Consider the following 21474-nt stretch of genomic DNA (forward strand, 5'->3'; position numbering starts at 1 on the left):
TCGGGTCGGCCTGCGCATCGTCCTTTTCGAGGCTTGCTCGACGTTCACTCGCGTTACGGCCTGCACACTCGCGCTGTCACCAATTCGTGACACGCTAATCGAAGGCTTCAGCCACTTCGTTACCTCCATGACTGCTCCGATTGCTTCCGGCTGGAGCGTTTGCCGGGTGGGGCTTGCACCCACTGGAAAGCGCCGCCTTTACACGGCGCACACCCGGACCGGACAGCGGGCGCAAGTGAATGGCGTATGTTCATGCCCCTCGGCCTCTTCCCGAAGCTCCAATCGAGGGGCTAAAGTGCCTTTACTTGGAAGCGGGTATGCGACGGTGTGAGTTTTTGACGCCTGCGGTCGTCAAAGGGTCTGGCGCGTGACCGACGGGCGCGCACCAAGGGCGATGCGAATGGAGGAAACGATTGCTGCGAATGCTCCACCTCGCGAAATGCGCCCCTGCGTTTTTGACGTGTGGTGCCTTGTTGGTGATTCTGCCTCCGGGGATGACTACCGCTTGGGCGCAGTTGCGCGGCCATGGCGGGCCGGTGCGGGCATTGGCGATTTCGTCTGACGGACAAACCGCGATCTCAGGAAGCTTTGATTCAACCGCAATCCGCTGGTCGCTGACTCGCAACGCGGCCGAACAGGTGCTGCGGTTCCATGCCGACGCCGTCAATGCAGTCGTGCTGCTGGGGGACGGGCGCACCGCGACCGCAGGCGCCGACGGGCGCATTGCAATCTGGAGTCCCGGCAAGGCGGACCCCGATTCCGTCTTGGAAGGCCATACGGCGCCGATCGCCGCCCTCGCGCTGTCGCCCGACAGCACAACACTGGCTTCCGCGTCGTGGGATCATACGGTTCGGTTGTGGCCGCTCGCGGGCGGTGCGGCGCGTGTGCTCGAAGGGCAAACTCAGAACGTCAATGGCGTTGCATTCGCTCCGGACGGTCGCACAGTGGTCAGCGTGAGCTACGATCAGAGCGTGCGCATCTGGCCGTTCGCCGGCGACACGCCGACCGTTGTTGCAATGCCGAGCCCGCTCAACGCTGTGGCAATCGGCAGCAATGGCGAAATCGCGACCGGCGGCGCTGATGGTAAGCTATATTTTCTGACGGGAGCCGGCGCGGCTGCGGGTGAGATCGCAGCCGGCCCGAGACCAGTGATCTCGATTGCGATCTCGCCGGACGGCGCGCTGGTGGCTGCCGCGAGCGTTGGCGGAGCGGTCGCAGTGATCGATCGCAGGGCGCGCACTCTGGCGCGCAAACTGGCCGGTCCCGAGCTGCCGGTCTGGTCGGTCGCGTTTATGCCGGACAGCCGCACCCTGCTCACCGGTGGCGCCGACAACATCATCCGCCGCTGGAACGTGGTGACGGGAGATCCCATCGATCCACTTCTCCTGGAGACGACGGGAGATCCGCTGGCCGCCTATGCCGGCGACCATGGTGCGGAGGTGTTTCGTGCCTGTGTGGCCTGCCATACCCTTGGCGCCGAGCAAGCCAACAAAGCGGGCCCAACCCTGTCCGGCATCTTCGGCCGACGGATCGCAACCGTGCCGGGCTATAATTTTTCCGAAGCACTCAAGCGCCTCGATATTGTCTGGACGCCGGAGACGGTTTCCAGATTGTTCGAGATCGGACCTTCGGCCTACACCCCGGGCACCAAGATGCCCGAGCAGCGCATTGGCTCGGCACAGGACCGCGCCGCACTGGTGCAATTTCTTGAGCGCGCGACAAAGAGATAGATGCTTGATAGGATATGTGGAGATTACAGGTACGATGAACGCCTGCAAATCATCGCCTGCCGGATTTCCGCTGTTCGGCCCCATCGCGGTCGGCGCCGCCATATTCCAATGGTGAGTTGGCAGCCTTCGAGAATCATAACCGACACGAGCAGCGCAAACGCGGCGATGACTAAACACCACCCTGCTATCGCACACACCTGCGAACCGCTCGGCGGGTTTGACGGATGGTGGTCCTTGCCACGCATACGCCGTTGACTCGGGGCCTGCCCGGTAAGTGTGAAAGAGCGGTTCGAGTGTTGTCTCAGCCTCGGCAGCGCTGGTCGATCTCGGATGAAAGATTCCACGGCGGTTGGTCCACAGAGAGGCGGCTCCAAATAACCGCCTCTCTCGCTGCGTCTATAAACAGCGCTCAACGCGCACGGCGGCCGCCACACCCTCAACCACCCTTGCCTCACCCCAAGGGGCTGTCATCCCAGCCTGAGGTGAAGGCAAGACGAAGATGGACGACGAGAGACCAGATGCTATTGATTCACGATGTTACCGGTCGCGTTGAAGTCCTTCTTCTTATCATATCCGGAGTCGCGTAGATTTCGGAAATACAGGTCGCGGTCTTGGCTGCTCATGCCGCCCTGCCAGCCGACCGGATACGGACCCGCAAATGCGTTCCGGTACATCGGACGCACAGAGTACGGGGCACCGTAAGCGCCTGAATAGTAGGGGCCACCTCCATAGTAGCCTGCCCCTGTGTAGTAAGGGCCGCCTCCCCATCCCCAGGAGGGTGAGGTGGCACCGACCGCCGCAGCCGTTCCGACTGCCGCAGCCGTTCCGACCGCCGCGGCGCCTGCCATACCAGCACCGTATGCGGCCCGGCGCGTTTGCCGACGCGCAACACCCGCAGCGCTCACGGGCGTCAACGGGCGGCCGACCCGTGCCTGGGCGCTCTCAACCGACAGCGTCACGCCGCGCTGTTCAGACCAGTTGAATGAAAGCAGCGCCGCACAGGCGAAGGCCGGGATCGCAATGGCAACTTTTGTCACAGTGGTCTGCGTCATATTGCTTCCTCCATTTTTTCTGCCCCATTTTTTCGACGTCTTGTGGTTGGCACGCATTGGGCGGGTCAGAGAGATTGCCCGCACAGAGTTGAAGCAATGAAAGTTCAACTGGAAAAGGTTGTACTCGACGGGATGAGCCGGCATCGGCGTAAATCTCTGCATGTTGGTACGGCAACAGCAGACTACTTGCAGGACCGCCATCATATGCTTCTGCGCTTCAGAAATCCGGCGAAAAAACTGACAGTGAGACTGTCATACTTCGAGCCTTGTTGAAGTTTCGAGGTACTTCTTCGGACCGTGAGCCATCTCAGAACTTTGCGGAAAGACATCCTGAAGTTTGAAGATACCCAAAGACACGTCGTCGTTCCGGATGTTTGTGTCGTCTCGCGCCAATGTGATGCAGGCGGCTAACGCACCGCGCGACACTGTTCGCAGGTGCGACGCATTGCTGCTTGATCTGGCGCAATGTCTATTTGACAGCCTGCCGTCAAAAACCATTTGATCGAGGCAGGAACCGCCTGACGAGGATTCGCGGGTCCTCATCCGGGACGTGAGCCACTTATGAAGCGATTGGAAAGGTCCGCGAAGGAGCGTATTTTCCGCCCCAAGAGGACCCGTGCACGGCTGAGCGGAGAGATGCCCTGCGCGACCGTGTTTCATCTCGTGGGTTCCGCCTGCCTCCAAGATGTCAAGGCTCACCATCGCGGCGCCCGCAACGGCGATACCGTCGCCGTGCATCAGACGCGTGTGGCGCTGACCCGTTTTCGCGCGGCGATCGCTTTCTTTGAGCCCATGGTGCAGGATTCCGAATGGCCGCGCCTGAAGTCCGAATTGAAATGGCTTAACGGATATCTTGGCGCCACGCGCGACCTTGATGTCGCGATCGGGAACGCTCCCCGCGAACGGCTGTTCAGGACAGCCCGGGCCGAGAGCCAGCGCCAGTTGAGACGGGCGCTGGCATCAGATCGCTATCGCCGCTGGTTCAAGGATATGGTCGATTGGGTCAACCATGGCCCATGGTCTCATATGAGCGAGCACCGCCTGGTGCGGCTCCGCGCATCGCGGGCCTCCGAGTACCACGCGCGCCGGCTCGCCGGCTGGCATGAAAAGCTCGTCAAAAAGAGCCGCGGCCTGCAGGAAATTGGCGGGCGCAAGCAGCACCGCGTTCGCCTGGCCAGCAAACGGCTGCGCTATGCGATCGAGTTCTCCGAAGACGTGCTGGCAAAGAAGAACTTCGCCCCATGGCGCGCGATCGTGAAGCAGCTACGCAAGGCGCAGCAGATTCTCGGCGAACTGCACGACGCCGAGGCTGCGCGGGCGCTCGTGGCAGGCCTGCAACAGCGCGTCGGGACGCGCCCTGCGGGCCACCAGCGGAAACCGCTCGAGCTGCTGGACAAGAAGGAAAAACAGCGGCTGCTGCGGCGCGCTGCGGTCGCATATCGGAGGATTGCAACCTGAAGTTTCGGTTCTGATTGAATCAAAACCGAAGCTCTAGATTCTAGTTTTGACGCGTTTTCTTCACGCGAACCGGTATCTACGTCGCTCGAAAACGCTCTGGACGGGATTCTGCGGTCAACCCCGTATTTGTCCGGGCAGGATTGTTGATCGAGCGCATTTTCTTGCCCTGCTCGATTCGGCTAATTTGCATTCAAGAAACTCGCATTTCTCCTGGTTGACACCATGCCCGACGGTTCTTCGACGGCCCATCTCTATCGCCCCAAGCTCATGACCGCCCTGGGCGAGGGCTACAGCCTCGACAAACTCCGCCAGGATGCCGTTGCGGGCCTCACCGTGGCCGTAGTCGCGCTGCCGCTCTCGATGGCGATCGCGGTGGCCTCCGGCGTGACCCCGGAACGGGGGCTTTTCACCGCCATCGTCGGCGGTTTTCTGGTTTCGGCGCTCGGCGGAAGCCGGTTTCAGATCGGCGGACCGGCAGGCGCTTTCATCGTGCTGGTGGCGGCGACCGTCGCTCAGCTGGGCGTCAACGGCCTGTTGCTTACCGTGCTGGTGTCCGGCGTGATGCTGACCCTGGTCGGCGCGACCGGTCTCGGCTCGCTGATCCGTTACATGCCGCATCCCGTGACCGTCGGCTTCACCTGCGGAATCGCGGTGACCATTTTTGCGAGCCAGATCACGGACCTGTTCGGACTGACGCTCGCCGGTCCCGAGCCGGGGCCCCTGCTCGCAAAGCTGATTGTGCTTGGCCGTGCGCTTCCGACCCTGAATTGGGCCGCACTCGGCGTTGGTGCCGGGACGGCGGCGATCATCTTCGCGGTGCGGCAGTGGCGGCCGACCTGGCCGGGAATGCTGATCGCCATTGCGATCGCCTCGGTCGTGGCGCTGGTGCTGCAACTGCCGGTCGAGACCATCGGCACCCGTTTCGGTGAAATCCCCCACAGCCTGCCGGCGCCGCAGGTGCCTGATATCTCCTACGACCTTCTGCTGAAGGTCTTGCCGGCGGCGTTCTCGTTCACGTTGCTCGGCGGCGTCGAGAGCCTGCTGTCGGCAAAAGTCGCCGACAGCATGACCGGTCGCAGGCACCGTTCCAACATGGAGCTGGTCGCACAAGGCATTGCCAACATCGCCTCCGCCTTGTTCGGCGGCATCAGCGTCACCGGCACCATCGCGCGCACGGCAACCAATATCCGCGCCGGCGGCCGCAGCCCGCTCTCCGGGATGCTGCATTCCGTTTATCTGCTGCTGTTCATGCTCGTTGCCGCGCCCCTGGCGCGCTACATCCCGCTCGCGGCCCTTGCCGGCGTGCTGGTCGTGGTGTGCTGGTACATGGCGGAGAAGGAGGAGTTCGTCCGCCTGGTGAAGGACTGGCGCAGCGGCGTGGTGCTGGTGCCGACCTTCGCACTGACGATCTTCAAGGATCTCACCTTCGGCATCGTCGCTGGATGCATCCTCGCCGTCGTCTTCGCGCGGCTCGGAAATCCGCAGAAGCCGGAGGACGCGTAGAGCGCGGTTCCGAACTCCCCGTCATTGCGAGCGAACGAAGCAATCGACCTCTCCGCTGTTGCGGCATGGACTGCTTGGTCGCTTCGCTCGTCGCAATGACGGGCAATCAGCCCAAGCGCATGCCAAAAAGATGATCGGCGGTGGGACTTCGCATCGACCGGACGTCCGCCTACATCAACCCCTCTTGTATTATGCCCGTCATTCAAAGCCAGGGGAACATATCATGGCCAGCCCATCCATTCTCGAACCGACGGCGCCGCAGGGCAGCGTGCTGATCGCGGGCGTCGGCGCGTCCCAGGGGGTGGGCGCGGCGATCGCTCGCCGGTTCGCCGCGGGCGGATACCCGGTCGCAATCGCAGGCCGCAATGCCGAGAAGCTCGCGGCGACCGCGGCGGAGCTTGTGGCCGCCGGCGCCAAGGTTGCCCATGTCGTCGGCGATGTCTCCAAGCCCGGCGATGTCGCCCGCTTCGTGGCGGCGGCGCAACAGCTCGCGCCGCTCGCAATGGCGGTGCACAATGCCGGCTCGAACCGGTGGGCGCCCTTCCTGAAGGTGAGCGAGGAGCAGTTCGAGTCACATTGGCGCGAGCATGCGCTCGGCGGCTTTCATCTGGCGCAGGCGGCAATCCCCGCGCTGCTGTCGCGCGGCGGCGGGACGCTGGTGTTCACGGGAGCGAGCGGCTCGCTGCGCGGCAAGGCCCATTTCGCGCCGTTTGCCGCCGCCAAGGCTGCGCTGCGCGCGATGGCGCAGAGCATCGCGCGGGAATTCGGACCCCAGGGCATCCATGTCGGCCATGTCGTGATCGACGGCGGCATTGAGGGCGATCGGCTCATGAGCCTGCGGCCGCAATTGAAGGAGGAGCGCGGGCCGGACGGCCTGCTCAACATCGCCGCCATCGCCGAGGCCTATTGGGTGCTGCACCATCAGCACCGCAGCGCCTGGACCCTTGAGCTCGACCTCCGCCCCTGGGCGGAGTCGTTTTAGCGGTGTGTAACTCTACGATGCCTATGCAGGCGTCCCGGGTTACGCGTTCGCTCCACCCGGGCTACGGCCGCACAAGACCTCTACGTCATGCTTCCCGGCATGAAGCAGCGGATCGTGATTCCCGTGGTGCCCTTCATCGGCCAGACCATGGTCCGGCCAGCGCGGTTCGGCTCGGTGATCACGGCCTCATCCGGCACCATGATCCATTGTCCCTCCAGACGGACCCGGTAATGCCCATCCTTGGACTCCCAATCCGGATCGGCCACCGCGACGCCGTCGGCGTCCGAGCAGCAAGGGCCGAGTTTGCTCTTCAGGCTATCGAACCAGGGTTTGAGTGGCGAGTTGGAATAGCGCCCGTCATCGCGGGCCATCGAGGCTCCCGCTGGAACGACGAGCAGAATTGTCAGGATTGACGTCCGAACCAAATTTTTGCGAGCCATGTCCGTGCCGTGACAAGATGCCCGTCCCCAACTTTGACAAACCGGGAACTCGGCACAAAGTTCCATTTATGGACCCGATTGGGACAGCTCTCCACAGGACAGGCGTGTCAGCGCTGGACGGCACAGCCTTCGAGGAACAGAGTCGCGCAGGCCTCAGCGCGGCGCTCGAGTTCGGCACGGTCGGGCGGTGCTTCACGGCCGAACAATACAGCACGCTGCGGCGCGAAGACGACCATGCCAAGCAGCATGCCGGCCGCGGCCTCCGGATCGATCTCCCGAAGCGCGATCAGGCCGCGCTCCTGTTGCGTCCGCAACCAGTTTGCCAGCGTAGTCACCGTTCGCCGCATCGCACTCTTGTAGAAGCTCTCCGCTATATCGGGGAATTTGTCGCTGTCGGCGAGGACCAGGCGCTGCAGCGCGATCACCTCGCCGTCCAGGATCAGTTCGGCACAGGCAAGACAGGCCTCGCGTAACGCACCTTTGATGTTGCTGCCGTCGCAGGCGCGCAGCCGCACGCCCGAAATGAACCGGTCCATCCGGTCCGCGACCATCCCCTCGAACAGGGCCTGCTTGCCGGAAACGAGCCGGTAGAGCGTCTTCGTCGAAACGCCGGCGCGGCGCGCCACGTCATCCATGCTGGTCGCCGCGAAGCCGCTGGCGGCGAATTCCCGCCGCGCGGCATCAAAGATCACCATCCGCGTCTCGTCATCGGAACGCAGCGGCGGCCTGCCCCGGCTGCGACGCTCGGGTGCCGCGCCGCCTTTGTCCGCTCTGCCCTGTCTTGTCGTGACCGTCATGCATTGAGCCATGCTTTAAGATGACGCCTGTCATTCCATTGACAGACCCAATATGGCGCCTATTTTGGAAAACATCAAGTTTCCTAATTGTCCCACGCCCGTGACCTGGAAATTATCCAGTCTTGGCAAGGGGATAGAAAGTCAGGAGGGCCGTCATGAACCAGCATTCCCCGACGCTAGAGGTCGAACGCCCGCTCTCGGTCGCCGAAGTGCAGCGGCTCGCGCCGACGCCGGAGCCGGTCGTCCCCGCCCCGGTTGCCTCGGCATCGATCAAGGGCAGGCTGCGGCGGATCGCTTTCGCGGGCATCGCCGTCGCCGCGCTGTCGGGCGCCGCCTGGTACGGCTGGGACTACTGGACCATCGGCCGCTTCCTCGTCTCCACCGATGACGCCTATGTCAAAGCCGACAACACCACGATCGCGCCGAAGGTGTCGGGCTATCTCAGCGCGGTGCTGGTCGGCGACAATGAGCGCGTGAAGGCCGGCCAGGTGCTGGCGCGGATCGACGAGCGTGATTTCAAGGTGGCGCTGAACCAGGCCAAAGCCGATGTCGAAGCCGCCCGGGCCGCCGTTGCCAGCAAGCATGCGCAGCTCGACGTCCAGCAGGCGGTGATCGAGGCCGCGAAGGCGACGCTCGACGTCGACACCGCGACGCAGACCTTCGCCGCGCAGGAGAACAAGCGCTACACCGACCTCGCCACCACAGGCTATGGCAGCGTGCAGAACGCGCAACAGGCGCAATCGCGCCACGCCAGCGCGCAAGCCGCCGTCCAGCGCGACATCGCCAACCTCGCTTCGGCGCGAAAGCAGGTCGAACTGCTGAAGGCGGAGATCACGCAGGCGGTGGCGGCGACCGCGCGCGCCGGGGCCATCGAACAACAGGCCGAGCTGAACCTCGGCTACACCACGATCACAGCGCCGATCGACGGCGTGGTCGGCAACCGCACGCTGCGCGTCGGTCAGTTCGTGCAGGCCGGCACGCAATTGATGTCGCTGGTGCCGGCGACCGGCGCCTATGTGGTGGCGAACTTCAAGGAGACCCAGCTCACCGACGTCCGCAAGGGACAGAAGGCGGACATTTCCGTCGACATGTTCCCGGGCCAGGTCGTGCACGGCCACGTCGATTCACTCGCGCCGGCCAGCGGCCAGGAGTTCGCATTACTGCCGCCGGACAACGCCACCGGCAATTTCACCAAGGTGGTGCAGCGCATCCCCGTGAAAATCCTGCTCGACTCCACGCCCGTCGAATTGCGCCCCGGCATGTCGGTGATCCCGACGATCGATACACAGTCGCACAGCGACGCCTTGCAGCAGCCAGTCGCAACGCCGAAGCCAACGACTTCGATTGCCCAGAGGTGACGTCATGTCGGACCTCACATTATCGGCCATAGCCCCCCTGCCGCGTGCGGCTGTCGACCCGAACCGGGCCAGCGCCACGGTGTGGATCTCCATACTCGCGGCGATGATCGGCGCCTTCATGGCGATCCTCAACATCCAGATCACCAACGCCTCGCTCCTCAACATCGAGGGCGGCATCGGCACCGGCGTCGACAACGGTTCCTGGATCTCGACATCATACCTGATCGGCGAGATCGTGGTGATCCCGCTCACCGACTATCTCAGCCGCGTGTTCTCGTTCCGCAACATCATGATCGGCCACGCCACGCTGTTTGCCATCTTCTCCGTCGCCTGCGCCTTCACCCATGACCTGCCATCGATGATCGCGATGCGCGCGCTGCAAGGCTTTTTCGGCGGCGTCCTGATCCCGATGGCGTTCACGCTGGTGTTCACCAAGCTGCCCAAGGCGCAGCAGCCGATCGGCCTTGCGATGTTCTCGATCGCCGTGACCTTTGCGCCGGCAATCGGCCCGACCATCGGCGGCTATCTCACCGAGAACTACGGCTGGCAGACCATCTTCTTCGTCAACGTGGTGCCGACCGCGGTCATGGTGACCATGCTCTATTTGACGCTGGAGCGGCAGCCGATGCAGCTCGGCCTGTTGCGCGAGGGCGACTGGCTCGGGATCGCGACCATGGCGATCGGCCTCTCGGCGCTGCAGACCGTGCTGGAGGAAGGCAACAAGGACGATTGGTTCGGCTCGCCCTTCATCGTGAAGCTTGCCATTGTCGCCGCGGTCAGCCTGTCGCTGTTCGTGATCATCGAACTCGTCGTGGAGAAGCCGCTGATCCGGCTGCGGCTGCTCGCCCAGCGCAGTTTCGGCTTCGGCACGATTTCGGCCGTGTTCGTCGGCTTTGCACTGTTCGGCTCGGTCTATCTCTTGCCGGCCTATCTCGGCCAGGTGCAGCTCTACAACGCCGAGCAGATCGGCCAGGTGCTGGCGTGGACCGGCCTGCCGCAGCTCATCCTGATCCCGCTGGTGCCGAAACTGATGCAGCGCTTCGATGCCCGCTACATCGCGGCCGTCGGGATGGCGCTGTTCGCGGCAAGCTGCTTCATGAACACGCAGATGTCGCTCAACTATGCCGGCGACCAACTGTTCGTTCCCAATATCATCCGCGCCATCGGCCAGGCCCTGATGCTGGCCCCGCTCAGCGCCGTGAGCCTCGGCAGCGTCGCGCCGCAGGATGCAGCGGCCGCTTCCGGCATCTCCAACATGATGCGCAACCTCGGCGGCGCGATCGGCACCGCACTGCTTGCGACCATCGCTACCAAGCGCGAGCAGTTCCATTCCAACATCATCGGTCAGTCGGTTGACCTCGCGCGCGAGGAGGTGCGTCAGCGCCTCGCCGAGATGACGAACTACTTCATGGCCCACGGCATGGCCGATCCGGCAGCCGCAAGGCACCAGGCGATCATCGCACTCGGCAACGCCGTGAAACGCCAGGCGCTGGTGATGGGATACAGCGATACATTCGCCGTGCTGGGCTTCGTGCTCGTGCTCGCCGCCATCGCGATCCTCTTGACCGGCAAGCCGAAGGGCGGCGGCGCCGCCGGCGGCGCGCATTGAAGATTGCCGTACTCCCTCTCCCGCGAGCGGGAGAGATGACCTCGCGGCCTACACCGCGATCGGCACGAAGTGATTGATCGCGACCAGGATCATCAGCGCCACCACGCCGATGCAAAGGCTCCAGCCGATCAGTTGGTTCTCGACCGGCAGCAGTGGCTCGCCACACATGCTACGAACCCGGCGGCCTTGTCTTGCGGTCATGATCCGTCCTTTCATGTGCGGTCAGAATGCCGTTCGATTGTCGGGGCGTCGACGCCGCTCGATCAGCGCCCGTGCTGCGCGCTCCGCGGCGCGGGCCGAGCCTAAATGGCCGCCCTCGAGACTGTCGAACGCGCGTTCGGAAGAGAAGAAGCGGAAGCCGCGCTCGTCACCCACGACGATGCCGGCGGTCTGGTTGGAAACTTCGATGACATAGGCTTTGGACATGTGTGCTCGTTCGCCGCTGCTGCGGCGCTCCCGTCTGATTCATGGTTGAGGTCGGTAACTAGGCGGGAATCAGCAACAGGCTCCGGTCGCCGCCGAGACACAGCGACGGGTCATGCGCTTGCGCATATCGCCCACCACTTTCCGGTCTCTTGCTCTCATGCGGTAACCCCGAAGCAGCACAATCTACTGCATCGAATATCCCGGGAAAGCCCGTTTTGGTCAATGAAATGGCTATCCAAATTTTTGAAGCACGGCGGGAGGCGCCTTCTACGCCGATCATCAAAAATGGACGGAATGATCCCGCGCCTATCCAGCGAACACGATATCCGCCACGACGGGGAGATGATCCGAGTAGCGCCTCGCTTCGCGATCGGTCCAGGCTTTGAGGATGTCGCCGTCACGATCGACATAGATGCGGTCGAGACGAAGAAGCGGCAAGCGGGAGGGAAAGGTCCGCAGCCGTGTCCGCACCGGACAAGATCGGACCAGCACGCGCCGCACCGATTTCACCCAGAACCAATCGTTGAAATCGCCGAGCACGATGGTCCGCGGCGCCTTGGCGAGATCGGCCAGCGCCAGCGCCTGGGCATGCCTCTCATGGATGCTCAATCCAAGATGCGTCGCAACGACCGACACGTGACCGAGGGGTGTATCGACCGTTGCGGAGATCGCGCGGCGCGGCTCGCGTTCCTGATAGGATACGTCGGTGATGATGGGAGAGCCAATGAAAGGATAGCGGCTCAGGAGGACCTGACCATAATCGCCATCCTCGGTGACGATCGAGCGCGCTTCCACGCGATGCACGCCGATGACGCCGACGAGCCGCAGGAACGGATCCTCCGTCGCACCACGCGAATCGATCTCCTGCAGCGCCACGATATCGGGCGACCATTTTCGTAAGATAGAACAGACGCCATCGAGGTCGAACCTGCTGTTCAGGTTGAACGTGCCGTGCACGTTCCACGTCATCACCCGGATCACGTCGGTCATCTGCGCCGCCCGGCCAACCATGTCACGACGAACTGCGCTGCCAGGCAGAGCGGCAGCCAGATTGCGATGATCAATCCAAGCTGCAGCGCGCCCCACCAGGAGGCGTGCCTCGCAAAGTCCGCAATCTGCGCACCAAGCGCGGCCATCGCGATGATCCCGGGCGCCATGCCGAACGCGGTTCCGATCAGGAAATCGGTCAGCCTGAGACGGCTGGCGCCGGCCAGCACATTGACCACGGAAAATGGCGCCACCGGCACCATGCGAATCATCGCGATCGCGAGCACGCCTTTGCCGATGATGCGTTCCTGGACCCGCAGGGCGCGACGTCCGAGCATCGATTGCAGGCGCTCCTGGCCAAGAACGCGCCCGATGAAGAACAGCAATGTGGCGCTCGACAGCACGCCGATGGCAGCCGCGACAAACCCTTTGACGGGCCCAAGCGCGGCGGCGGTCGCGGCGATCAGGACGACGACAGGGAAGATCACGAGGCCGCCGACGAGGAACGCAAGAACGGCAGCCGGCGGACCTAGCGGTGATTGCGCATATTTTCCGATCAAGCCCGCCACGTAACCGACATCCGTATAGCTGCTCAGGAACGAGTGACGCCAGGCCAGCGTCAGCAGCACGAGCGACGCGATGATTCCCAGGACGACCGCCATCGTCCTTGCCGTCCACGTCCGATCCGCCGCGCGCTGCAGATCGAGCGGCTCCTTCGGATCGGCGATCGGCTGCAGGATCTCGGTGAACGGACCAAACCGGGCATCCTCCAGATCCACGGGAAGCAGCACCTTCTCGGCGCGCGATGCGGCATGCGCGTCAAGGAATTCAAGCAGGCATTCCTCATTGGCCGCGATCGCGCTTTCGCTTAACCCGCAGTGATGCGCGAGCAGCCGATGGCGGACATTGCGGATGAACCGGCGATGTCCGTCATCGGTGGCCTCGAAGCACAGATCGCATTCGGTATCAGCCCCCATCGAGCGGTTGTTGATATTGGACGAGCCGATCCGCAGGAATTCATCGTCGATCGTCATGAGCTTGCTGTGGACCATGACGGGAACAGCATCGTCGCCGTCTCTTGTCAGCGGATAGAGCATGCGAATGCGCGAGGCGACCTCGGCGCGATGGAATGGACCGACAAAGTCGCCGCGACCGCTTTGCATGGTCCGCGACTCCAGCCATGATGCGTGCCGCTTCGGGGTGACGATCAGGACGCGCAGCTCCGGTACCTCGCGCATCCGCCTTGCGAGCGCCTCGGCGATCTCGGCTGAGCTGGTGAACTGGTTCTCGATGTAGATCAGCTTTTTTGCCGTGGCGATCGACGCGTAAAACAGCCGCTCGACCTCGTGCACCGGGGGCTCAAAGCGCGTTCCGAGTTCCGTTCGCGCGATGCCGAGCGGAATGTTTTCGGCTTGCGAAGCGACCGAGTCTGGCCATCGCTCTGCATGGTAGATCGCGATCGGCATCGTGTCGCAGCCCGCCGCGTTCCAGCGCCGGATCGCGAGTTCGCCAAGCGCTCTCGCCGCGGCGCCATCCACCATGCACTGCACGTCGTGGAACGGCGGATAGGCAATACCGGCCGGATCCTTGCGGAAGGAATGATGTAGCGCATGTTCGGATGTGTCCCAGCGCCGGATCGTGAGGTCGAGCCCGCCGACGAAGGCGAGCGAATTGTCGATCACGACGAATTTCTGGTGCTGCGCCGAGCCGAGCGGCAGGCTGGAATCCAGGCAGATGTGGACGCGGTTGGTGGGGCTGGCCAATTTCCTGGCCGAATGGCGCTCCCGCTCCCGCGCATAGAGTGCCGCGAAATCCCAGACCAGGATGTTGATGTCGAGATTGTCCTTCTGCTCGACCAGGGCCTTGAGGAACGGACCAAGCGTATCTGGCAAGCCGTCGTCGGCCACGCCGGATGGCCCGACAAGCGGAGTCTCGGAGTGGATGTCCCACCCGATGATGAAGACCTGCCTCTCGGCGAGCAGCAGCGCCTCCCGCAAGACACCAAAATATTCCGCGGCGTCGTTCAGGACGGCGACGCGACCGGCGTCGCATTTTCTCCAGATGGTGTCGCCCGGAACGAGCACGGATGAGCTGCGGGGCAGCAATATTGTCTCGGCCGATTGCACCTTCTCTATCCGAACGTTCATCTGCTCCCACCGCTCGGTTGAAACGCCTCAGCGGAAGTCAGGTTCCTGCCCGGGTGATGACCCATTGGGGTGGCGAGCGCCGATGGTCGGGCATAATGCGGAAACCAAGCGTTTCGCGGCCTGGCCTTGCCAGTCGCTGGCCAGTCATTATGTCGCGGTCAAGTCTACCAACGCCTGCCCGTCCGGGCCGGCCCTCCCCTTTTCTAAAGATTGGAAGCTCGCGGCGCGCCGTGCCAAGCCGTGCCAAACCGGAATATGACAATGACCACATCGCTGGAATTTGGGCTCGATACCTTTGGCGACGTCACCCGTGATGCCGCCGGCGCACCGCTGCCGCATGCGCAGGTGATCCGCAATGTCGTTGACGAAGCTGTTCTTGCCGACGAGATCGGGATCGATTTCATCGGCCTTGGCGAGCACCATCGCGCTGATTTCGCGATCTCCGCGCCCGAAGTGGTGCTGGCGGCGATCGCAGCACGCACCAGGCGAATCCGGCTCGGCTCCGCCGTGACGGTGCTGAGCTCGGATGATCCGATCCGCGTCTTCCAGCGCTTTTCGACCGTCGATGCGGCCTCGAACGGCCGCGCCGAGGTGATCCTCGGCCGCGGCTCGTTCACCGAATCCTTTCCCCTGTTCGGCTTCGACCTCAACCAGTACGAGGCGCTGTTCGAGGAGAAGCTCGACCTGTTCGTCGAATTGTTGAAGCAGGAGCCGGTGACCTGGCAGGGCAAGCTGCGCGCCCCGCTGAACAACCAGCTCGTATTTCCACAGGTCGAGCACGGCCGGCTGAAAACCTGGATCGGCGTCGGCGGCAGCCCGGAGTCCGTGGTGCGCGCCGCGCGATATGACCTGCCGCTGATGCTCGCGATCATCGGCGGCGACCCCAAGCGTTTCGCGCCCTATGTCGAACTCTACCACCGCGCGTTCAAGCAACTCGGCCGCCCGGTCAAGCCGATCGGGGTGCATTCGCCGGGGTATGTGGCCGACAGCGATGAGCAAGCGCGCGAAGAGCTGTTCGCCGACTACAAGGCCATGCGCGACCGCATCGGCAGGGAGCGCGGCTGGCCGCCGATGGGCCGCGACGAGTTCGTGCGCGAGGCCGACCACGGATCGCTCTATGTCGGCTCGCCCGAGACGGTCGCACGAAAGATTGCGGCCACCGTCAAGGCGCTCGGCATCGCGCGCTTCCAGCTCAAATACTCGGCCGGCCCGTTGCCGCACGAAAAGCTGATGCGCAGCATCGAGCTCTACGGTCGCAAGGTCGTGCCGCTGGTCCGCGATATGGTGGCGTAGGGGCCAGAGCGTTTTCGAGCGAAGTGGACACCGGTTCGCGTGAAGAAAACGCGTCAAACAAGAATCTACGCTTCGGTTCGGATTCCGTCAGAACCGAAGCGCTAAGACTTGGCAGCTAAGACTTGGCATAAGGCTGCCGCCGCGGGCCGATCGGACGCCGTAGCCGCGACGACAACGATGGCGAGCCCGTGCCCGCGTCGGCCGGTTCGGGACGCGACGCACGCAATGAGCGGACTTGCGGTTTTGCTTCCGGCTCCCTGCGTGCTGCGCAATTGCTGAGCGCAGCCGCGACTTCCGACGTGACAAGCGGCCAATGCACGACGTCGCTGATGCCGGCGGCCACCAAAGTGTCGGCGCCGATCTCCTCGGTCGATCTCGCGGCCAACACGATCGCAAGCTGTGGCGCCGCTGCATGCAGCGCCGCCGCCGCTTCCAGCGACGCCGCCGTCGATCCGAAATAGCCGACGATCGCCGCATCGAACCGGTCGGGCTTGGCGCTGCATGCGGCACACGCCGCAGCAGCCGTGCCGAATCCAACCGGCTCGTAGCCGATCGCCGCCAGCGTTTCCTCGTCCCGCAGCAATCGCGCCTGATCGCTGGTGACCATCATCACGGTCTCGCCTTTTCCCACCGGCAGCATCGCCGGCTTGATGTCCGAGATCGGCGCTGCCATCGCCACGCAAGGCAGCCAAACCTCGAAGCGGCTGCCCTTGCCGGGAACGCTCTGCACGTTCATCGCCCCGCCATGCTCATGTACGATCTCGCGCACCGTCGCCAGTCCCAATCCGTTTCCGGAAGAACGGGTGGTGAAGAACGGCTCGAAGATCCGCGCCAGTGTCGCATCGTCCATGCCGCGGCCGGTATCGGTGACCACGATACAGACATAGCGGCCCGGCTGAAGCGTGTCGTGACTGAGCGAACGGATTTCGGTGATTTCGCGGATGTCCATCGCTATTTCGACACGGCCGTGATCGCCGATCGCCTGCGCGGCATTGTTGCAGAGATTGAGGATCACCTGCTGCAACTGCGCAGGCTCGCCCGACACGATCGCGGTCGCCAGCGGCTCGCGGATCGCGAGATCGACGTTACCGGGCAGCGAAACGTTCAGCAGCGAAACCGCTTCCGTCACGAGGCTATGCGCACTGAGCGGCCTGCGCCGCGCGTCGCGGTGCCGTCCGAACAGGAGGATCTGCTCGACCAGGTCGCGCGCCCGCTCTGCCCCGCGGCGGATCGCACGGAGATTCTGCGCGAAGCGGTTGTTCTGGCCGAGCTGCTCCTCGATCACTTCGGAGTGGCCGAGGATCCCGCCGAGGATATTGTTGAAGTTATGGGCGATGCCGCTTGTGAACGTGCCGATCCGCTCCATGCGGCGCGCCTGCTGCAGGCGCTCCTCGAGGCGCCATCGTTCCCGTTCCATCGCGTGCCGCCCAACGGCGTACATGATGATATCGAGCGCCATGCGCAAAAGACTGAGTTCGACGGTATCCGTCACCCGGCAGGGGCGGCCAATCGTGTCAAAACCCAGCGCAACGCTGGTGCCCTCCTGGTCGACGCCGGTCACGCAGGCCCACGCACCGAGGCCAACATCCATCAACGCCCTTCTGTCTGCGCCGACCGGCAACGAATTGACGTTCGGGACGTGGACCACGCCGTCCACGGTGGGCGCGAATCGAGCCGCAAGTGCCGGCGCGCCTTCCGGCCAGCCGGGAGGAAAGTCCCTGCCCGCCCTCGACCAGCCGTACAGCCGAGGGGTAGTCCCGGACCACACAACATAGGTACGGTCGCAGCCGGTGCACAGCATCAAGTCGGCAAGGGCGCGTTCGATCTCGCCATCCAGGTTCTCGGGCAGCACGTCGATGAAGCGCATCGAAATGCCCGCAATCACATGCTCAAACGTCGCGCGGCGTTCAAGCGCCCTCGCATGCGAACGCACGCGAAGACCGAGGTGCACCAGGAACGCGACAAGGACCAGCGATGTCACGTAGAGCAGCCAACGAAATTCCCGTGCTGTGGCTCTCGACTCGTTTTGCCGCACGAGGAGCAGGCTGCGGAGCTGTTCCTGCTCGAGCCTCGGCTGGATCGCCCGCATCTCCTTCAGCACGCCATCGACGGCGGGCAGCAGGCCCTGGAGCAGCCGTCCATGCGCCAGCAACGGTCCGATGACATCGCCATCGAACGGGCGCGCCCGATCGGCGAGGCTGTCCAGCCGATCCTTGACCTCGCGTACCGCGCTGTCCGACGTGTCGAGGGTGAGCTGCAGCATCGCCGCCGCGGCGGCGCTGATCGAAGGCCCGAGATCGCCCGTCGTCGCGTGGAGGCTGAAGCGCTCGAAGAACGTCAGCGAATTGTGCAGGAGCGCATTGTCGCTCTTGAATCGGTCGACGAGCTCCTCCTGTCGCGCGAGCGACGCCTCAAGGTGGCCCACCGCTTCGCTCGTTTCGGCGTCGATCGCCGCCGACTGTCGCAAGCGGTCGAGCGATTTGTGCATCGCATTGGTCTCACGGACCAGCGGATCGTAGTTGCGCAGGGTGCCGGCGCGCGCGGTGAAAACGTCGCGATAGAGCGAGCTGTCCAGCATTGCAAAACGCTCAAGTTCGGCGAGCGCGCGATCGAACTGCTCGGCCTCCGGATTGATCGCGCGCAGCGACAGCCAGGTCAGCAGCAGGACGAGCGCGAATACGATCGCGAGGGCGCGAAGCGGCGTCATGGCGGCGATCCCTTGACGGGTATGCCACGATAGTTTCCGGTCAGCGTCTGCAGGAACGCGACGAGCGCGGTGACCTGGTCATCGGTCAAGGTGCGGTCGAGCTGCGCCGCCGCCATCTTGCGCACCGCCTCCTCGAGCGTGGCCGCACTGCCGTCATGAAAATAGGGCGCCGTCGTCGCCACATTGCGCAGGCTCGGCACGCGGACCACATCAGGCTTCGCGTGGACCAGCGGACGGAATATCCCCTGGCGCTGGAACAGATTGCCGCCGATATTCACTCCCTGGTGGCAGGAGATGCAGCCAAACGACTTGAATATTTCGTAACCGCCAAGCTCCGCGGCTGACAATGCGGTCGTATCGCCAGCCAGCCAACGATCAAAGCGGCTTCCTGGCGTAATCAGCGATTTCTCAAAGGTTGCCAATGCGTCAAGGACACACGCGCGGTCCGGCGCGCGGCCGTAGGCGGCACGAAATTGCCGCACCATTTCGGGATCGGCATTCAGCCTGGCGACGATGTCCTCCATGCTGGTCGCCATATTGGCCGGATTCTCCAGGGACGATTCGGCCTGCGATTCGAGCGTGCGGTAATTGCCTTCCCAGTTCAGGCGGAAGCTGAGCGCCGCGTTGAAGATCGTCAATGTATCAAATGGAGCATCTGAACCGTCATGTCTCACCATCGCGGAATCGCGGCTGGCGCCATTGGTAGTGATGTCATGACAAGAGGAGCACGCCAGCTTCCCATCATTCGACAGGCGGGTGTCCGTAAACAACCGCTCTCCGAGGGCAAGCTTGAGCGGATCGGTCGCGGTAGGCTCTGGAATGGGTGTGATCGGCTCCTGATCGGCGATGGGAATCGGGCGCGAAGCGGGAGCGGTCGGGATGGTTTGCGTAGCTGCACCGGTGGCGATCAAGAGGAGCGCTGCGCAAGCCCATGGCGGCCAGCGGCGCGCACGCAGCATTTCCGGCAGAGCGGAGGCCTGCGCAGCCGCAAGATTCGTTCGGCTTCGCCGATATCCGACCAGCGACCATAACCGCATCATTGCCGACGATTCCCGCGGCTTTCCAGGTATGCGATGTTGCTATTCTCGGCATCGCCGCGGCTTTCGAGGCTTCGCAATTCGATGATGGCAGGCGGATGGTGGCCGCGCAGCTCGTCGGGATCCAGCGCGTAAGGATACATGCCTTGCGCGTAAGCGGCGCACCCCTCCAACACCTGGGCGACCGTCCAGGACATCAGCGAGAGAATGACGCTGTGGAATGCAACGTCGCTGCAGACGGCGAACGTCCCGACCGCTTTCAGCATCAGCCTTGAGGGCCACCACAAGGCACCATTCACGGACGGCCGCTCGCTGGCGAGACTTGCGTGCGTCGTCACCGCTCGCATCGGGTACCGGCGCACGACGCTCGTGCGACGGTCGGTCCGCCATCGGCTGGCGGGCAGTTTCTTCCTGTCCAACTTCATTGACATCTCCCGAGGTTTTTTCACCCTCGAGAGATTGCCGTTTGCATGTTGCGACAGCATTCCAGCCCCGGAATTAAGGGCTACCATTGTAATGGAACCCGCTGCGCCCGCGGCCCCGACTGTGAGATGCGTCGAAGCAGAACTTGCGACCATCCGCCGCACGGCGCGATTGGCCATCGTCAGAGCCGCTCGACCGAAAGCGCGAACACATAGCCGACGCCACGTTCGGTCAGGATGACCTTCGGCGTGCTCGGATCGCCTTCCAGCTTTCGGCGCAGACGCAAGACCTGCACGTCGATACTGCGGTCGAAGACATCCTCGTGCACGCGGGTGGCCTGCAAGAGCTGTTCGCGCGAGAGCGGCCGTTGCGGCGCGTCGAGGAAGGCAACCAGCAGCGCGTATTCGCCCTTCGTCAGCGCGACCTGCGTGCCGCTCGGATCGGAAAGACGCCGGCTGCGCCGATCGAGTTGCCAGCCGCCGAATCGATAACGGCCTTTCTCCGGATCGCGCGGCGCAGTCTGTCCGGTCTCGCGCCGGCGCAGCACCGCGCGGATCCGCGCCAGCAGCTCCCTCAGGCCAAACGGCTTGGTGATGTAGTCGTCGGCGCCGAGCTCCAGGCCGACCACGCGATCGATCTCGTCGCGGCGATGGCCGGTCGTGATGATCACGGGCACGTCGGAGTGTGAACGGATTTCGCGCAATAGATCGAGACCATCTTCCTGGCCAAGCCGCAGGTCGAGGATGACGAGATTAGGTTCGCGCGTAACCAAAAGGCCCGTGACCTCGTCCCGCCCCGACGCGGACAGCGCACGAATGTCGTGCTCCTCGAGATAGTTCATCACGAGGTGCCGCATGGTGCGATCGTCCTCGACCACGAGGCAGGTCGGCTGGCCGCGCTCCGCACTCGGGTTCTGATCGGACCGCACGTTCGGATCGGATCCGTTTCCACCGGCTCCGTTTGCTTCACTACGTTCGGGCCGACCATTACGGTTAGCCGCGGCAATTGCGGCATTCAAATTCATTTGCGTCACTCCCGACGCCCCCTGGCGGCGGGGTATAAAGCACAGGATTGCACGCTACAGCACACATTTCAGCGAGCGCATCCGGCATCAATTATCGTTGAACCCGTCGGTATCGACGTCGGTCCTTCACAATGCTGTGGCCGCGCTGAACCAGAGCATGATTCGCGCGAGTGAGTGGGCACTCAACGAAACGACGCTCTTCGGCTGTTCTATCTTACATTCTTAGAATCGTTCAAATCAGCCAAGCCCCGCTGGGCTTGGTTTGCTCCGATTGAGCGAAGCATGTTTCTCTGAAGCTCAGCTTTCCGCTGTCCGATAACTCGAACGATGCGCGGGTGATTGCGGCACTCGTCGACGAACGCTTTTGCCAAAATGCTTCCGCACGAAATCACTGCTCGAATTTTCCAATGACTGTATAATTGACTGTTGCGTGCGGGCACCCCTCAGGTCCCGTCAAAACCTCGCCGGCAATCGAGCATTCGTGAGCACCACACGGCTTGC

The 21474-nt window shown here is 63.5% G+C and carries 18 protein-coding genes; 7 read left to right on the plus strand and 11 right to left on the minus strand.

Features of this window, described 5'->3' with window-relative positions:
- The first annotated feature begins 494 nt into the window (after positions 1-494).
- Positions 495-1730, plus strand: a complete 1236-nt coding sequence (locus YY7_RS0125325) for a c-type cytochrome (RefSeq protein WP_245287386.1) — start codon at positions 495-497, stop codon at positions 1728-1730.
- 521 nt (positions 1731-2251) lie between these two features.
- On the opposite strand, the gene YY7_RS64795 is transcribed toward YY7_RS0125325, so the two are convergent.
- On the minus strand, positions 2252-2986 hold the full coding sequence (locus tag YY7_RS64795; protein ID WP_349642674.1) for a hypothetical protein: 735 nt from the start codon (positions 2984-2986) through the stop codon (positions 2252-2254).
- 432 nt (positions 2987-3418) lie between these two features.
- On the opposite strand from YY7_RS64795, the gene YY7_RS0125340 reads away from it, so the two are divergent.
- The 3 genes from YY7_RS0125340 to YY7_RS0125350 all read left to right on the plus strand — a co-directional run bounded on the left by YY7_RS0125340 (position 3419) and on the right by YY7_RS0125350 (position 6725).
- The gene (locus YY7_RS0125340; protein WP_028165686.1) at positions 3419-4240 is read left to right on the plus strand and encodes a CHAD domain-containing protein; all 822 of its coding nucleotides are present in this window, start codon (positions 3419-3421) and stop codon (positions 4238-4240) included.
- Between the two features lie 222 nt (positions 4241-4462).
- Positions 4463-5743: a SulP family inorganic anion transporter gene (locus YY7_RS0125345; RefSeq protein WP_028165687.1), complete on the plus strand. Its 1281-nt coding sequence runs from the start codon at positions 4463-4465 to the stop codon at positions 5741-5743.
- Positions 5744-5966: 223 nt separating this feature from the next.
- Positions 5967-6725, plus strand: coding sequence for an SDR family NAD(P)-dependent oxidoreductase (locus YY7_RS0125350; RefSeq protein ID WP_028165688.1), 759 nt, complete (start codon positions 5967-5969; stop codon positions 6723-6725).
- 80 nt (positions 6726-6805) lie between these two features.
- On the opposite strand, the gene YY7_RS0125355 is transcribed toward YY7_RS0125350, so the two are convergent.
- Together YY7_RS0125355 and YY7_RS0125360 are read right to left on the minus strand one after the other, a co-directional pair.
- Positions 6806-7165 carry a hypothetical protein gene (locus YY7_RS0125355; protein WP_028165689.1) on the minus strand — a complete coding sequence of 120 codons (360 nt, stop codon included), beginning with the start codon at positions 7163-7165 and terminating at the stop codon, positions 6806-6808.
- A gap of 107 nt (positions 7166-7272) precedes the next feature.
- Positions 7273-7860 (minus strand): TetR/AcrR family transcriptional regulator, encoded by a 588-nt coding sequence (locus tag YY7_RS0125360; protein WP_245287387.1) that lies wholly within the window; start codon positions 7858-7860, stop codon positions 7273-7275.
- Between the two features lie 257 nt (positions 7861-8117).
- Here YY7_RS0125360 and YY7_RS52685 point away from each other — a divergent pair, with 257 nt between their 5' ends.
- Both YY7_RS52685 and YY7_RS0125370 read left to right on the plus strand, forming a co-directional pair.
- Positions 8118-9320 (plus strand): HlyD family secretion protein, encoded by a 1203-nt coding sequence (locus YY7_RS52685; RefSeq protein ID WP_051396895.1) that lies wholly within the window; start codon positions 8118-8120, stop codon positions 9318-9320.
- 4 nt (positions 9321-9324) lie between these two features.
- Positions 9325-10929, plus strand: a complete 1605-nt coding sequence (locus tag YY7_RS0125370; protein WP_028165691.1) for a DHA2 family efflux MFS transporter permease subunit — start codon at positions 9325-9327, stop codon at positions 10927-10929.
- Positions 10930-10977: 48 nt separating this feature from the next.
- Here the strand turns inward: YY7_RS0125370 and YY7_RS62000 are convergent, their stop codons facing one another.
- From YY7_RS62000 to YY7_RS0125390, 4 genes are all read right to left on the minus strand, one after another.
- Positions 10978-11130 (minus strand): hypothetical protein, encoded by a 153-nt coding sequence (locus YY7_RS62000; protein ID WP_196237320.1) that lies wholly within the window; start codon positions 11128-11130, stop codon positions 10978-10980.
- A gap of 21 nt (positions 11131-11151) precedes the next feature.
- Positions 11152-11355 (minus strand): hypothetical protein, encoded by a 204-nt coding sequence (locus tag YY7_RS0125380; RefSeq protein WP_028165692.1) that lies wholly within the window; start codon positions 11353-11355, stop codon positions 11152-11154.
- A gap of 306 nt (positions 11356-11661) precedes the next feature.
- A complete protein-coding gene (locus YY7_RS0125385) occupies positions 11662-12345 on the minus strand; it encodes an endonuclease/exonuclease/phosphatase family protein (protein ID WP_028165693.1) in 684 nt (227 codons plus the stop codon).
- The gene (locus tag YY7_RS0125390) at positions 12342-14489 is read right to left on the minus strand and encodes a VTT domain-containing protein (protein ID WP_080663833.1); all 2148 of its coding nucleotides are present in this window, start codon (positions 14487-14489) and stop codon (positions 12342-12344) included. The genes YY7_RS0125385 and YY7_RS0125390 overlap by 4 nt, the downstream gene beginning before the upstream one ends.
- A 261-nt stretch (positions 14490-14750) precedes the next feature.
- Between YY7_RS0125390 and YY7_RS0125395 the strand changes: the two genes are divergently transcribed.
- Positions 14751-15782 carry an LLM class flavin-dependent oxidoreductase gene (locus YY7_RS0125395; protein ID WP_028165695.1) on the plus strand — a complete coding sequence of 344 codons (1032 nt, stop codon included), beginning with the start codon at positions 14751-14753 and terminating at the stop codon, positions 15780-15782.
- Between the two features lie 115 nt (positions 15783-15897).
- Here the strand turns inward: YY7_RS0125395 and YY7_RS52690 are convergent, their stop codons facing one another.
- From YY7_RS52690 to YY7_RS0125415, 4 genes are all read right to left on the minus strand, one after another.
- A complete protein-coding gene (locus YY7_RS52690; RefSeq protein ID WP_051396896.1) occupies positions 15898-18489 on the minus strand; it encodes a two-component system VirA-like sensor kinase in 2592 nt (863 codons plus the stop codon).
- Positions 18486-19529: a cytochrome-c peroxidase gene (locus tag YY7_RS0125405; RefSeq protein ID WP_245287388.1), complete on the minus strand. Its 1044-nt coding sequence runs from the start codon at positions 19527-19529 to the stop codon at positions 18486-18488. The genes YY7_RS52690 and YY7_RS0125405 overlap by 4 nt, the downstream gene beginning before the upstream one ends.
- The gene (locus YY7_RS0125410) at positions 19526-19951 is read right to left on the minus strand and encodes a hypothetical protein (RefSeq protein ID WP_028165697.1); all 426 of its coding nucleotides are present in this window, start codon (positions 19949-19951) and stop codon (positions 19526-19528) included. Before YY7_RS0125410 ends, YY7_RS0125405 begins: the two co-directional genes overlap by 4 nt.
- 179 nt (positions 19952-20130) lie before the next feature.
- Entirely contained in the window at positions 20131-20877 is a 747-nt protein-coding gene (locus YY7_RS0125415) for a response regulator (RefSeq protein ID WP_282531312.1), read from the minus strand.
- Between the last annotated feature and the right edge of the window lie 597 nt (positions 20878-21474).

This window comes from Bradyrhizobium elkanii WSM2783, from assembly GCF_000472865.1.
GTDB classification, from domain to species: Bacteria; Pseudomonadota; Alphaproteobacteria; order Rhizobiales; family Xanthobacteraceae; genus Bradyrhizobium; species Bradyrhizobium elkanii_A.